Source organism: Sandaracinus amylolyticus (assembly GCF_021631985.1).
Taxonomy (GTDB): domain Bacteria; phylum Myxococcota_A; class Polyangia; order Polyangiales; family Sandaracinaceae; genus Sandaracinus; species Sandaracinus amylolyticus_A.
In genome coordinates this window covers 2,413,692-2,427,668 of the sequence record NZ_CP070225.1, presented here as the reverse complement: position 1 = coordinate 2,427,668, position 13,977 = coordinate 2,413,692, and the positions used below count along the sequence as shown (strand labels likewise).

General features: G+C 74.0%; 10 protein-coding genes. 5 read left to right on the top strand and 5 right to left on the bottom strand.

Going from position 1 to position 13,977, the window contains the following annotated elements:
• The first annotated feature begins 120 nt into the window (after positions 1–120).
• The 3 genes from I5071_RS09990 (at position 121) to I5071_RS09980 (ending at position 2,989) form a co-directional block, all read left to right on the top strand.
• A complete protein-coding gene (locus I5071_RS09990; RefSeq protein ID WP_236605190.1) occupies positions 121–522 on the top strand; it encodes a hypothetical protein in 402 nt (133 codons plus the stop codon).
• A 71-nt stretch (positions 523–593) separates the two neighbouring features.
• Positions 594–1,208, top strand: coding sequence for a hypothetical protein (locus I5071_RS09985; RefSeq protein WP_236605189.1), 615 nt, complete (start codon positions 594–596; stop codon positions 1,206–1,208).
• Between the two features lie 47 nt (positions 1,209–1,255).
• Positions 1,256–2,989 carry an ArsR family transcriptional regulator gene (locus I5071_RS09980; RefSeq protein ID WP_236605188.1) on the top strand — a complete coding sequence of 578 codons (1,734 nt, stop codon included), beginning with the start codon at positions 1,256–1,258 and terminating at the stop codon, positions 2,987–2,989.
• 3 nt (positions 2,990–2,992) lie between these two features.
• Here the strand turns inward: I5071_RS09980 and I5071_RS09975 are convergent, their stop codons facing one another.
• On the bottom strand, positions 2,993–4,795 hold the full coding sequence (locus I5071_RS09975) for a kelch repeat-containing protein (protein ID WP_236605187.1): 1,803 nt from the start codon (positions 4,793–4,795) through the stop codon (positions 2,993–2,995).
• 65 nt (positions 4,796–4,860) lie between these two features.
• Between I5071_RS09975 and I5071_RS09970 the strand changes: the two genes are divergently transcribed.
• Positions 4,861–5,682 carry a DUF72 domain-containing protein gene (locus tag I5071_RS09970; RefSeq protein ID WP_236605186.1) on the top strand — a complete coding sequence of 274 codons (822 nt, stop codon included), beginning with the start codon at positions 4,861–4,863 and terminating at the stop codon, positions 5,680–5,682.
• Here the strand turns inward: I5071_RS09970 and I5071_RS09965 are convergent.
• Complete coding sequence (locus I5071_RS09965; RefSeq protein ID WP_236605185.1) at positions 5,661–6,077, bottom strand: hypothetical protein; 417 nt, start codon at positions 6,075–6,077, stop codon at positions 5,661–5,663. The genes I5071_RS09970 and I5071_RS09965 overlap by 22 nt on opposite strands.
• 138 nt (positions 6,078–6,215) lie before the next feature.
• On the opposite strand from I5071_RS09965, the gene I5071_RS09960 reads away from it, so the two are divergent.
• Positions 6,216–10,952, top strand: a complete 4,737-nt coding sequence (locus I5071_RS09960; protein WP_236605184.1) for a sigma 54-interacting transcriptional regulator — start codon at positions 6,216–6,218, stop codon at positions 10,950–10,952.
• On the opposite strand, the gene thiL is transcribed toward I5071_RS09960, so the two are convergent.
• Genes thiL through I5071_RS09945 form a run of 3 tightly spaced genes read right to left on the bottom strand, consistent with a single transcriptional unit; the run spans position 10,940 to position 13,949 of the window.
• Positions 10,940–11,869 (bottom strand): thiamine-phosphate kinase, encoded by a 930-nt coding sequence (gene thiL / locus I5071_RS09955; RefSeq protein WP_236605183.1) that lies wholly within the window; start codon positions 11,867–11,869, stop codon positions 10,940–10,942. The two genes, I5071_RS09960 and thiL, sit on opposite strands and share 13 nt — an antisense overlap.
• Positions 11,866–13,272, bottom strand: coding sequence for an ATP-binding protein (locus I5071_RS09950; RefSeq protein ID WP_236605182.1), 1,407 nt, complete (start codon positions 13,270–13,272; stop codon positions 11,866–11,868). The genes thiL and I5071_RS09950 overlap by 4 nt, the downstream gene beginning before the upstream one ends.
• Entirely contained in the window at positions 13,269–13,949 is a 681-nt protein-coding gene (locus I5071_RS09945; protein ID WP_236605181.1) for a GTP-binding protein, read from the bottom strand. The genes I5071_RS09950 and I5071_RS09945 overlap by 4 nt, the downstream gene beginning before the upstream one ends.
• Positions 13,950–13,977 lie beyond the last annotated feature (28 nt).

Below are 13,977 nucleotides of genomic sequence, written 5' to 3'. Positions count from 1 at the left end.
CCGCCGCGTTTTCCCGTCAGCGCAGGTCAGAGCCGGTCAGCGGCGTGACGCGCAAGCGCGGTCACCTTCGACGTGAGAGCGGCAGCCGGGGAGACGTGCCCGGCGCCGCACGGAGGAACCATGCGCCAGCTCGTTCGTGCTCTGTTCGTCGCCGTGATGCTCGTCGGATGTGCGCCCGAGGGCCCCGACGGATCCGTCGCGCCGCTCGCGTGCGACACCCACGCCGATTGTCCGGCGCGTCACGCCTGCGAGCCCGAGGACGCCGGCCCGGTGTGCCGCCCGCACGGCGACGCGAGCGGCTCCGGCGTGACCTGTGCCGTCGACACCGACTGCCCGTCCGGCGAGGAGTGCGAGCTCGAGCACGGCACGTCGTTCTGCAAGGCGCACGGCGGCGACGACGACGGCGCACCGTCGGGCGAGGCATGCACGACGGACGCGGACTGCCCGTCCGGGCAGGAGTGCGAGGTCGAGCACGGCACCGCGTACTGCAAGCCGCACGGCGGCGACGACGACGGGATCTGATCGATCGCTGAACCGTTGCGAGCCGGGTCGCAACGGTGTCTCTTCACGCAAGAACGATGTCGGAGGCTCGGGTGCGGCGGACGAAGCAGTGGATGTGGATGATGAGCACGGGACTCGCGCTCGCGGCGTGCTCCGAGAGCCCCGGCGCGACGCCGGATGCGTCGAGCGCGACGACGTCGGACGCAGGCGCGACGATCACGCCGCCGCTTCCCCTGCCCTACTACGAAGTGCCGGTCACCGACCCCGCGCTCGCACCGCACGCGTTCTTCTTCGTGCCCGACGTGCACGTCGTCGTCGCCGCTGGCGAGGTCACGCTGACCTATGATTTTCCGCCGGATCTGAGCGGCGTCGTCGATCAGACCGTGACCCTGCGCGGCCCCGTCGGGCCGGTCGCGGGGCGCGAGATCGAGGGCACGACGCTGACCGACGCGGTCGGCACCGGCACCTGCACGGTCGACGCGGCGGGCGTGGCGCGCTGCACCGAGATCTTCACGGCGCTTCCGCTCGACTACGCCGCAGCGCTCGCCGCGGTCGAGGCCGGTGCGACGAGCGCCGAGGAAGCGCTCGCGCGCCGCGCCGTGGTCGACGCGTTCGTGTCCGATCCGATCGGCATCGTCGTGTTCGATCTCGCGACCGCGCTCGAGCCGAGCGGTGGCGACGACGACGACGAAGAGCACGACGACTGATCACACGAGCCTTGCGTCGCGCGCGAGGCTCGCGGACTCTTGCGCGCGTGGTCGGACGCGACTTGCGCGCGACGTTCCGCTCCGGGCTCCACCACGAAGTGCTCGCGCGCGCGTGGGACGCTCCGGAGGCGACGTTCGAGCCCGACGACGCCCCGTGCGTCGTCGGGTCGCTGGCGCTCCTCGGTCGCATCGACGAGGCGCTCGCGCTCGCCGACGACGTGCGCGCCGATCCCGAGGCGACCGATGCGATCGTCGCCGAGGCGCAGTTCTTCGCGATCGTCGGGCTCTGCCATGCGGGTCGCTACGCCGACGCCGAGAGCCGCGCCCGCAGCAACCTCCGCTACGCCGGCGCGAGCGATCCCAAGACGCGCTTCTTCGTCTTCCAGGGCATCGCGCTGTTCCGCTACTTCGTCGGTCGGATCGGGCGCGCGCGCCTCGCATCACGACGCGCGCTGCGCGAGGCGGTGCGCGCGCGCTTCCAGTACGGAAGGCTGCTCGCGCTCGATCTGCGCGGTCACGTGCTGGTGCAGCGCGGCGAGGTGAACGCCGGGCTGCGGGTGCTCGATCAGGCGGAGAAGCTCGCCGCAGCGCTCGGCTTCGAGGGGCATCGCGTGTCGATCGAGTGCGCGCGGCTCGCCTACGAGAACCGGCACGGACGGCGCGAAGCCGACGTCGAGAGCGCGCTCACGCAGGTCGCGATCGCGAGCGTGGGCAACGTCTACGCGCTGCGCTCGGCATGGGTCGAGCTCGCGTTCCGCGGCGCGCTCTCGGGCGATGCGGAGCGCGGCCGCGAGGCCCTCGAGCGCGCCGCGGAGCACACGATCCCGGAGTCGGATCACCGCGGCCGCGCGCGCTTCGCGATGACGCTCGCGCTCCTCGCGCGGCTCGATCGATCGCTCGACGAGGCACGCGACGCGCTCGACGACGCACGGCGCGCGCTCGAGTCGGGCCACGATCGCATCCTGCTCGCCGAGCTGATCGCGTGGGATCGTGTGCTCGGCACCGCGCTCTTCGCGCCCGATCGCGCGCGCTCCGAGTCGCTGGCGCGGCTCACCGAGGGGTTCGTCGCGCGCGCCCTCGAGGCGATGGACGGCGGGCGCGCGCTCGGCAGCACGGCGGCGAGCGAGTCACCGCTCTGGTCGCTGCTCGCCGGTGACGCGTCGCCTGCAGCGCGGATCGCGATCGCGCTGCGGCGCGGCTGGCTCGGCCTCGTGCCGCTGCTCGTCCCGCACGCGCGCGAGCCCGGTCGCGATCTCGTGTTCGCGTCCGACTCGCTGGTCGCCGCCGATCACGGCACCGTGGTGCACATCACGAAGCTCCCCGGCCACGCGCGCGAGCTCCTCGCCGCGCTGAGCGCAGGTGAGCGCACCAAGGAAGCGCTGATCAACGAGGTGTGGCGCGTCGCACGGTACTCGCCGCAGCACCACGACGCGGTGATCCACACCGCGATCGCGCGGCTGCGCCGCACGCTCGGCCCGCTCGCGGACTGGATCCGCACGACCCCGTTGGGCTACGCGCTCCAGAGCGGCGTGCGCGTGGTGCACCTCGATGCCGAGACGCCGATCGCGGGCACGCCGTCCGAGCCGGAGCCCGAGCCCGAGGAGCGCGACCCGATCCTCGCGCTCCTCGCCGAGCGCCCGCTGCGCTCGAGCGAGCTCGCCGAGCGCCTCCGCGTCTCCGAGGCGACCGCGCTGCGACGACTCCGCGCGCTCGTCGCGACCGGCGCGATCACCCGCGACGGAACCGGCAAGCGAACGCGCTACGTCCTCGCGGCCGACTGAGCCTCACTGCTCCGCGAGGTAGATCACCTCGGGCTGCGGCAGCGACGCGTTCATCACCGACGCGTCGAAGCGCAGGCCGCCGACCGTGAGCGCGCCGCCGTCGGGCAGCGCGGTGGTCGTGTGCAGCGCGCGTCCCTCGGCGAGCTGCAGCGGCGTCGGGCTCACCACCGCGGCGCCCATCGCGTCGACCGCGCCGGTGAGCACGTCGATCGTGTTGTTCACGCTCCACACCAGCGCGCCGATGCCGCCGGTGGCCAGCACGCGTCCGTCGTCGAGCCGAGCGCTCGCACCGAAGGCGTGCGGGTTGTTGGTCATCGTCGGCGTCGCGAGCCCGGTCTCGACGTCGATCGTGAAGCTGCGACGCGCGAACCCGCAGCGCTCGACCGACGCCGCCCCGCCCGCGAAGACCGCGGTCATCGTGCCGGCCTCGCAGAGCGGGCCGTACCACCCGATCACCACGACGTTCTCGCCGTCCGCGATCGGCTCGACGATCGGCCGCACGAAGCTCCACTCGGGCCGCGACACCGCGACGCCCGCCATCTCCTGCGGGAAGAGCAGCGGCTCGGCGTTCGCGGGCGCGCTCGCGCCCGTCGCGTCGTCCGCCGCGCCCGACCACACCTCGGCGAGATCCGCGTCACTGCGCGCGTCGTTGCCGCCGAGGATCCACACCGACGCCGACGCGCCGCTGCCCACGCCCGCGCTGCCTGCCGCGACCCGCGACGCCGCGAGCTCGTCGGCGTCGTCCGCCGCGAGCACGCCGTAGCCACCCGCGCGATCGGCGTCGAACACCACGAAGCTCGTGCTGGCCGCGGTACCGCCGACGCCACCCGCGATCAGCACGCGCCGCGTGCCGGGGATCGCCGACGCGGTCGCGAGGAAGCGCGCGCGATCGAGACGGCCCGGCGAGGTCGGCGCGTCCGCCGCGCCCACGAACGCGCCGCGCCCGGGATCGCCGTCGGCGTCGACGTCCTCGACCTCCGGGCTCAGCTCGGGATCGAAGATCTCGAACGATGCGAGCGACGTGTCCTCGCCCGCGTCGTCGCTCGGCGCGATCGACAGCACGTAGGTGCCCGACGTCGACGCGCCCTGCGGCGTCATGCGCAGCAGCGCGTCGCTCGCGCCGCCCGCGAGCAGCACGCGACCATCGGGGAGCGCGGTCGCGGTGTGCCCGCCGCGCGCCGAGAGCAGACCTCCATCGACCGCGTGGAAGCGCCCCTCGGCGGGATCGAACACGTACGCCTCGTCGCTCGCCGCGAGCGCGAAGCAGCGCGTGCCCTCGGGCTCGCCCGCGGGGCACGTCGTGGTGGTCACGCCGAAGCCGCCCGCGACCAGCACGCGCCCATCGGGCAGCGCCGTCGCGCTGTGGAGCACGCGGCCTCGCACGCCGCTCGCCGAGACCGAGATCGAGGTGCCGACGCGGTACATCGCGGGCTCGACGTAGCGGCGCTCACCCGCGCGCAGGACGATCGGACCGACGTGCCCGACGTACGTCGGCACGCCACCCACCTCGCCCACGATGCGCATGCGGATCGGCACGTTCGTCGGCAGCCCGCCGCGGATCAGATCGAGGCGCCCGTTGCCGTCGCCGTCCTCGAGGTTCGCGACGGTGTGGATCGAGTTGTCCGCCGTCGTCTCGTCGCCGACGAGCACGTCGATGCTGATCCGATCGACGTCGGGCGGCAGCGTCGAGGTCTCGCTCAGGCCCCATCGCACGCGCATCCGCAGGTCGGGTGGCTCGCCGGCATCGGCACACGAGACCAGGGCGAGCGAAGTGAGGATCGCGAGAAGAGCAAGCCGGCGCAGCACGGCGCGAGCCTATCACGCACGCGTCCTTCGTTGGGGCGCCGGCCCGCTGGGACTAGCTCTCGATCATGCGCCGTCGCGAGCTCCGGGTCGGCACGTCGGGCTGGGTCTACGCCGACTGGAAGGGCGTGTTCTATCCCGAGGGACTGCCGGCGCGCGCTCGGCTCGCGCACTACGCGTCGCAGTTCGACATGGTCGAGATCAACGCGACGCACTACCGGCTCGCGAGCGAGAAGGCGGCCGCGGCGTGGCAGGCGACGGTGCCCGACGGATTCGTGTTCGTCGCGAAGGGATCGCAGTTCATCACGCACCGCCTGAAGCTGAAGAATTGCGAGGGCCCGCTGGAGCGCTTCTTCGCGCCGCTCGCGCCGCTCACGTCGATGCAGGTCGTGCTCTGGCAGCTCCCCGCGGCGGCGCCGCGCGATCTCGAGCGTGTCGATCGTTTCCTCGCGCTGCTGCCGCGCGAGCACGCGGGGCATCGCCTGCGTCACGTGCTCGAGCCGCGCGATGCGTGGTGGTGGAGCGACGACGTGCGCGCGCTGCTGAGGACGCACCACGTCGCGTTCTGCTGCGTCAGCCACCCTTCGCTGCCCGCCGAGATCGTCGAGACGAGCGACCTCGTGTACCTGCGCTTCCACGGGCTCGGCGCGAAGCCGTACCACCACCACTATCGCGACGACGAGCTCGCGCCGTGGGTCGCGCGCCTCGCGCCCCAGCTCGATCGGCGCGACGTGTACGTCGCGTTCAACAACGACTGGCACGGCCACGCGATCACGAACGCGCGGCGCTTCCTCGAGCTGATGCACGAAGCGCGCGCTCCGGCTCGCGCGCTGACGCGCTCCACCAAGGCCGCCGCGCGCACCGCGCGTCAGCGATCGCGCGGATCGTGATCCCGCGGCGTCGGCGCCCGCGGCGAGCGACGGCTGGACCCGCGGCCCTCGCTCGATCGCCGGCGCATCGGGCGCAGCGGCGGCGTCGGGTGTTTGGGCGGGATCGCCCCGGCGAGCGGCTTGGGCAGCTCGTGCGCGCGCTCGCCGCGCGCGATCGCCTGCACGTCGCGCAGCGGTCGCACCACGCCGTGCACCAGGTCGAGCACGCGCTCGTCGAGGCTGCCTCCGCCGACGCGCCAGTCGCGCTCGTGGCCGCAGCGCGCGCATCGCGTCCACGCGCCGAGGTGCGGATGCCGTTCGGTGGGCTCGCAGGTGCGGGCCCACACGACGAAACGATGGCCGGTGAGCACACACGCGACGTCGGCGAGCGCCTGGCGGAGCGTGTGCTTGGCCATCCACGGATTCTGCCACCGATTCGCGGAAGCCGGGATCGCGCGTCTCTCCGAGGCCACCTCCCCCGCCGTCGACGGACGGGCGCGACACCGCCAACCAAGTTGTCATGCGCCGCAGATTTCGCGAGAATATCCAGCATCTTGCGACCTGTCCCGCCCACCACGCCCGCAACCACGTTGGCAGCGGGCCCGCTGCTCGGCGGGCGCTACCGCCACGTGCGCGAGCTCGGACGCGGCGCGATCGGACGCGTCGTCGAGGTCGAGGACACGATCGCGGGCGGCGCGCGCGCGGCGAAGATCGTCTCCGCCGCGCACGGCGAGCGGCTCCAGTGGGAGCTCGCGCTGCTCACGTCGATCTCGCACCCCGGCCTCGCGGCGGTGCACGAGCTGCTGCGGGTCGAGGGCGCGCTCGGCGAGCCGTTCGCGCTCGAGGCGGGCGCGTGGGTGCTCGTCGAGGAGCTCGCGGAAGGACGAGTCTCGAGCGAGGTCGCGCGAGGGCTCGCGGGCCTGGGCGCGCGGGTCCGCTTCGCGACGATCGCCGGCGCCGCGATCGCGCGATCGCTCGCGGCGCTCCACGCAGCCGGGCTGGTCCACGGCGACGTGAAGCCTGCCAACGTGGTGGTCGCGGGCGATCCCGCGGGCGCACGGCTGATCGATCTCGGGCTCGCGGGCGCGCCCGGGCTGGGGCCGGTGATGGGCACGCCGGGCTTCCTCGCGCCCGAGGCGTGGCTCGGCGCGCGCTCGCCTGCGTCCGATCTGTTCGCGCTCGGCGTGACGCTCGCGCGATGGATCGCGGGCGACGACGAGGACGCGGGCACCGGCGCACGCAGCTCCGAGCCGCTGCGGGGCGTGCATCGCGTTCGCGCGCCCGCGCTGCCGGCCGACGTGCCGCCCTCGCTGCGCACGCTGATCGACGAGCTCTTGCGCGACGCGCCGGAGGAGCGTCCGGCGAGCGCGCGCGAGGTCGCGCGGAGGCTCGATCCCGACGCTGCGGCGAGCACGCTGCTCGACGAGGCGAGCCACGAGGAGCGCGCGCGGCGTGCCTCGGTCGCGCCGCTCCAGGGGCGCTCGCGCGAGCTCTCGGCGCTGCGCGCGGCGATCGATGCGCCGGGCGTGGTCGCGGTGGTCGGTCCGCCGGGATCGGGACGCACGAGGCTCGCGCGCGAAGCGGTGCGCGCGCTGCAGGCCGATCGTGCGCGCGATGGCGCGGAGGTGCCGACGTGGATCGACGGCGCGCTCCCGGCGCGCGTGGGGCACGCGTGCGTGGTCCACGACGGGAGCGGCGCGCTCTCGATCGAGAGAGCGCGCGCGGCGGTGCGCGCGGCCGAGCTCGAGGGCGCCTCGCTCGTGGTGATCCTCGAGCGCGCCGAGGTGATCGAGGCGCCCGGGATGAAGCGGGTGACGCTCGGACCGATCGACGACGCGTCGCTCGGCGCGCTGCTGACCGACGTGCTGGCGATCCGCGGCGCGAGCGCGGCGCTGCAGAGCGCATCACGCGCCGCGAGCTCGGGGCTGCCGGGGCGGCTCTGTCGCATCGTCGCGAGCGCGTTCGCGCAGGGACGCGATCCGTCGCGGCCCGACGTGATGCGCAGCCTCGGTCGCGACGAGGGCGCGGCCCTCGCGGTGCCCGAGATCGCGCGGCCGCTCGCCGAGGCGCTGGCGATGGCGGGCGGCACGCTGCGCGCCGACGAGGCGAGGATCGCGCTGGGGAGCGATCCCGCCCGTGCGGGCGCGCTGCTCGCGGCATCCGGGCTCGCCACGTTCGACGCGACCGGGCTCGTCCTGCGCGCCGATCGGGTTCGCTCGATCACGCGCGAGCTGGGTGCGGCGCGGCGAAAGGCGATCGCGCGCTCGCTCGATCGCGCCGCGGTGAGCGGGCTCGCGCGCGCCTGCGTCGATGCCGCGCTCGATCGACGTGATGCCGCGCACGACGCCTTCCTCGCGCTCGCGGCCGAGGCGCGCGCCACGGGCGATCCGCTCGCGGCCGCCGACGTGCTCGCGACGGCCCGCGAGCGGCTCGCGTCGACATCCGAGCCGATCGCGATCGCGCTCGCCGATGCGCTGCGCGCCGCCGGAGAGGAGAACGCGGCACACGACGCGCTCTCGGACGTCGACACGCGCGACGCGCGAGCGCTCGCGGCCGAGCTCGCGCGGCTCCGTGGGGATCTCGCGACGGCGGAGCGCGAGGCGCTCGCGCTGGTCTCCGAGACCGACGTCGCAGGGCTCGCGGCGCGCTGCACCGCGGCCCGCATCGCGTGGGGCCGCGGCGAGCTCGAGCGCGCGTCGGTGCTCGCGCGGTCGGTTCGCGACGTGGCCGGTGATCGCATCGCGCCGCTCGCGCGCGCGCTCGAGGTGGAGACGCTCGTCGCGATGTCACGCGGCGAGCGCGTCGTCGCGTCGTCGCTCGCGGCAGAGCTCGAGCGGGTCGCGGCGCGTGCACCGCGTGACATCGCGCTCGCCGCGCGCGCCCGTGCTGCGTCGCTCGCAGGATCGGCGGCGCTCGCGAGCGGCACGATCGAGCTCGCGATCGAAGCCTACGAGCGCGCGGCCGAGCTCGCCGAGCGGGCAGGCGAGCGGCACGGCGCGGCGAGCGCGACCGTGAACCTCGGCCTCGCGCGCCTCGATGCAGGGCGGCTGGGGCCCGCGATCGAGGCGCTGCGCGAGGGCGCGCGACGGCTCGCGACCTTGCGGCGACCGCACGAGCTCGGGCGTGCGCTCTTCAACCTCGCGAACGCCGCGTTCCTCGCGGGCGACGACGCGCTCGCCCAGCTCGCGGCGGAGCGCGCCCGCGATGCGGCGCGCGAGAGCGGCGATCGCGACGCGTCCGATCACGCGACGATCGTCCTCGCGGATCTCGAGCTCCGCGCCGGGCGAGTGAGGGGCGCGATCCGCGCGCTCGAGGGCATCGAGGCGAGCGGCGCGATGCGCGGTCTCGTCGACGCACGGCTCGCGATCGCGCACGCCGCGCTCGGTGAGATCGAACGCGCGCGCGAGCGAGCACGCAGCGCGCGGGCGAGCGCGCCCGAGGGCTCGCTGGTCGAGGTGGAGGTCCTGCTCGCGGAGGCACGGGTCGCGCTCGCCGCAGGAGAGAGCCCGATCGCCGAGGCTCGCGCGATGGACGCGAGCGCCGCGGCGCGCACCTTCGAGACACGCGTGCGCGCCGCGCTGGTGGGGGCCGAAGCCGCGGAGCTCGAGGGACGTCGCAGCGAGGCCGCGGCGCGCCTCGGGACCGCGCGTGCGCTCCTCGATCGCGCGGCCGCGGGCCTCTCGCCCGAAGCGCGCGCGCGGCTGCGCGCCGTGCCCTCGTACCAGCGCGCGCTCGCGACGGCGCCCCAGACCGCGACCAGCGTGCCGACGCGCGACGCGCGCGCGGTGATCACCCTCGCGCGACGCGTGGCCGCGGAGAGACGGCCCGCGCGCGTGCTCGAGACGCTCGCGGGCGCTGCGCTCGAGCTCGCGGGCGCGGAGCGCGCGTTCGTGCTCGGGCGTCGCGAGAGCGGCACGACGACCGTGCGCTGCGCGGTGGGGCTCACCGGCGCGCTCGGCCCCGAGCACCGCGCGTCGCGATCGATCGCGGCGCGGGTGATCGACGAGCGACGTCCGATGGTCAGCGTCGACGCCCAGGGCGACGCGCGCTGGGACGGCGCGGCGAGCGTGCACGCGATGGCGCTCCGCAGCGTGCTCGCGGTGCCGCTGCCCGCGCCCGATGGGAGCACGCTCGCGCTCTGCCTCGACGATCGACTGCGGCCCGGCGCGTTCGACGAGGGCACGGTCGCCGACGTCGCGGCGCTCGCGGAGCTCGGCGCGGCGGCGCTCGCGGCGGCCGAGCGCACGCACGAAGCGCGTCGTGATGCGCGAATCTGGGCGCGCCGTGCGCGCACCCTGGAGCAGACGCTCGAGGCGCGCGGCGAGGAGCTGCGCACCTTCCGCGATGCGGATCGCGGCGAGGGCCCCTTCGCGGCGATCGTCGCGGTGAGCGAGCCGATGCGCCGGGTGATCGCGCTCGCCTCGCGCGTCGCCGCGAGCGGTGTGCCGGTGCTCCTCGTCGGCGAGAGCGGCACCGGCAAGGAGCTCCTCGCGCGGGCCATCCACGCCGCGAGCGCCCGCGTCGACGCCGCGTTCGTCGGCGAGAGCTGCGCGGCGATCCCCGAGACGCTGCTCGAGAGCACGCTCTTCGGGCACGTGCGCGGCGCGTTCACCGGGGCCGATCGCGCGCGGCGCGGGCTCTTCGAGATCGCGCACGAGGGCACGCTCTTCCTCGACGAGATCGCGGAGACGAGCCCCGCGATGCAGGCGAAGCTGCTGCGCGTGCTGCAGGAGGGCGAGATCCGCAGCGTCGGCAGCGAGCGCGTGCGCCGCGTCGACGTGCGCCTGGTCGCGGCGTGCCGTTCCGACCTCGCGTCACTCGCGCGCGAGGGTCGGTTCCGCGAGGACCTCTACTACCGCATCGCGGTCGTCACGATCGAGGTCCCTCCGCTGCGCGAGCGACCCGCCGACGTCGCGCCGCTCGCCGCCGCGCTTCTCGCGCGACATGCGCCGAGCCGCCGGGTGCGCATCGACGACGACGCGCTCACCGCGATGCGCGGATACGCGTGGCCGGGCAACGTGCGCGAGCTCGAGAACGAGCTGCGCCGCGCGCTCCTCGTCGCGGGTGAGCGGATCGGGGTCGAGCACCTCTCGCCGGCGCTGCGCGGCGACGACGCCCTGCAAGGCGAGCTCGATCTCAAGGCGCAGACCGAGGCGCTCGAGCGACGGCTCGTCGAGCGCGCGCTCGAGGTGCACGGCGGCAACCAGACCCGCGCTGCGAAGGCGCTCGGCCTCTCGCGCTTCGGGCTCCAGAAGATGATGAAGCGCCTCGCGCTCGATCACTCGAAGTGATCGAAGCCCGCGCGCGTCGTGCGCGCACCCACGATCCCCGGCTCGCGCGTGATCTCCCCGATCCGACGCGCGATCGACGAGAGATCCACGTCGGCGGGCGACGCGATCAGCAGCTCGTAGTCGTCACCGCCCGACTCGATCAGCGCGCGTGCATCGACGCCCAAGCGCCGCGCGAGCGCGTCGGCCTCGGGCGTGGGCTCGAGCGCGTCGATCCGCGCGCCCACGCCGCTCGCTTCGCAGAGATGCCCGAGGTCCTGGAGCAGCCCGTCGGACACGTCGATCATCGCGTGCGCCGAGCCCGCGGCGAAGCGTCCCGCCTCGATGCGCGAGGGCGGCCGCACGAAGCGCGTCACGAAGGGCGCGGCCTCCGCGGCGATCCCGCCCTCGAGCGCGGCGAGCCCGAGCGCCGCTTCACCGAGCGCGCCCGTCACCCACAACACGTCGCCCGGCTTCGCTCCATCACGACGCGGCACGCGCACCGGCGCGGCGCCGATCACCGTCGTCGTCAGCGCGATCTCGCGCCCACGCGCGAGGTTCCCCCCGATCACCGGCGCGCCGTACACGTCCGCCGCGTCACGGAACCCGCGTGCGATCTCGTCCACCACGTCGTCGCCCAGGTCGCGCGGGAAGGCCCACGACGTGAGCATCGCGCGCGGCTCGGCGCCCATCGCCGCGAGATCGCTCAGCGCGGCTGCCGCCGCGCGGTACGCGACGTCGCGCCAGGTCACGCCCTGCCCGATCCACGCGCGCCGGAAGTGCACGTCCTCGATCACCGCGTCGGTCGAGAGCACCGCGCCGCTCGCCACCGCATCGCCCGCGAGGATCGCCGCGTCGTCTCCGATGCCGAGCACCACGCCGCGATGCTCGCCCGCGAAGATCGCGCGGAGCCTCGCGATGCGGTCGAACTCGCGGCTCACGCGAGCTCGTCGGGCTCGGGGATCGCGACCCGGAACGTCGCGCCCTCGCCCGGCTTGCTCTCGACCCACACGCGACCGCCATGCGCATCGACGAGCCGCTTCACGATCGAGAGCCCGAGCCCCGTGCCGCCGTGCTCGCGCGTCGAGCTGCCGTCGACCTGGTAGAACGCGTCGAAGATCTTCTGGTGCTCGGACGCCGGGATCCCGATGCCCGAGTCGGTGATCGAGAACTCGACCGCACGACGCGGCGCCGCCATCAGCACCAGCCCGAGCGCGCCCTCGTCGCCCTCGCCGTCGACCATCTCGGTCGTGCGCACGCCGAAGCGCACGCTGCCGCCCTTCGGCGTGAACTTGATCGCGTTCTCCGCGAGGTTGAAGAGCACCTGCTTGATGCGCACCGGGTCGAGCGGCATCGGCTCGCGCGCGCCCTGCACGTCGACCTCGACCCGCACGCCCTTCTTCTGCGCCTGGGGGAGCACCGTCTTCGCGAGATCGTCGATCAGCGCAGAGGGCGTGACCGGCTCGCGACGCAGCGGGAGGTTGCCCTGCTCCAGCTTGTTCAGATCGAGCAGGCTCGTGATCAGCGCGAGCAGGTGATCGCCCTTGCTCCGGATCGTCTCGACGAACTCCTGCTGCTCGCCGTTGAGCTCGCCCGCGATGCCCGACGCGAGCATGTCGCTGTACCCGATGATCGAGGTCAGCGGCGTGCGCAGCTCGTGGCTCACCGTCGCGAGGAAGTTCGACTTGAGGCGGTCGAGCTCCTTCAGTCGATCGTAGGCGTCCTGCAGGCGCTGCGTCTTCTCGGTGAGCTCGCGGTAGCTCTCGCGCACGCTCGCGACGTGCATCTGGCTCGTGAGGTACGCGCGGTGCCCCGAGAACAGGATCAGATCGAGCACCCGACGAAGGTGCTCGGTGATGCGCTCGATCGTCTCCTGACGCACCCGCGGCATCTCGCCGAGCGCGTCGCGCGCCGCCCGCGGATCGATGCGATCGTCGAGCACCAGCAGCGAGCGCGGCACCTCGCGTCGCTCCGCGGGCATGTACGGACCGACCACGAAGCGGCCCAATCGCCGGCCCTGGTAGTGGATCGGCACCACGCGATAACACGCGCCGGTGAAGCACGGATGCTCGACCGGTCCGTCCTCGGGATCGATCGCGCGCACCTCGCCCACGAGCTTGCTGCACGCCGCGCGACCGGGCGCGAACCCGTTCACGTAGCGGCAGATCGCCTGCTCCTCGTGCACGTCGCTCAGCAACGTCCCGTCGCGCGAGAACACCCGCACGGGCAGCGAGAACAGCTCGAAGAACGAGCGACACACCTCGGCGAGCGCGGCACGATCGACCACGTCCTCGAGGCGCGCGACGTCCGCGAGGCTGAGCTCGGTGTCCACCGCGCTGCTCACGGTGCCACCTCCCGCCGCGCCGGCTCGATGCCGAGCTTGGTGCGCACCTCGCCGAGCAGATCCGCGCCCTGCACGCCGAACTTCTCGGCGAGCTGGTGCTCGCGCTCGAGCTTGCTCCACGTGATCTCGAAGAGGCCGATCAGCGTCTCGAGCACGCCGTGCCCGCGCAGCGCGATCGCCTTGTAGACGGGCTCCTTGCCCTTCGCCGCGAGCGCGTCGATCTCGACGTCGGTGCGCACGTCGGGCATGTCGCGCTTGTTGAACTGGATCACCAGCGGCATCGCCGCGGGATCGATCCCGTTCTCGACGAGGTTCTGGCGCAGGTTCACGAACGCCGCGGCGTTCGCCTTGGTCTCGGCGCGCTGCGAGTCCGCGATGAACGCGACTCCGTCGGCGCCCTGGAGCACGAGCCGGCGCGTCGCGTTGTGGATGACCTGGCCGGGAACGGTGAACAGCTTGATGCGGACCGAGAGGCCCCGCCCCGCCTGCACCGAGAGCGGCAGCAGATCGAAGAAGAGCGTGCGGTCGTCCTTCGTCTCGAGCGTCATCAGGCGACCACGCGCCTGCGGCGAGACGAGCTCGTGCACCGCCTGGAGGTTGGTGGTCTTCCCGCTGAGCGCCGGCCCGTAATAGACGAGCTTGACGGTCAGCTCGCGTGCCTTGAAATCGAGCTGCATGGCGCGGCGACCCAGGCTACGCGCACGC

Excerpts from the sequence above, each read along its gene's own strand:
- I5071_RS09990 (WP_236605190.1), top strand. The coding sequence starts at position 121 with ATGCGCCAGCTCGTTCGTGCTCTGTTCGTCGCCGTGATGCTCGTCGGA.
- I5071_RS09970 (WP_236605186.1), top strand. The coding sequence starts at position 4,861 with ATGCGCCGTCGCGAGCTCCGGGTCGGCACGTCGGGCTGGGTCTACGCC.
- I5071_RS09965 (WP_236605185.1), bottom strand. The coding sequence starts at position 6,077 with ATGGCCAAGCACACGCTCCGCCAGGCGCTCGCCGACGTCGCGTGTGTG.
- I5071_RS09945 (WP_236605181.1), bottom strand. The coding sequence starts at position 13,949 with ATGCAGCTCGATTTCAAGGCACGCGAGCTGACCGTCAAGCTCGTCTAT.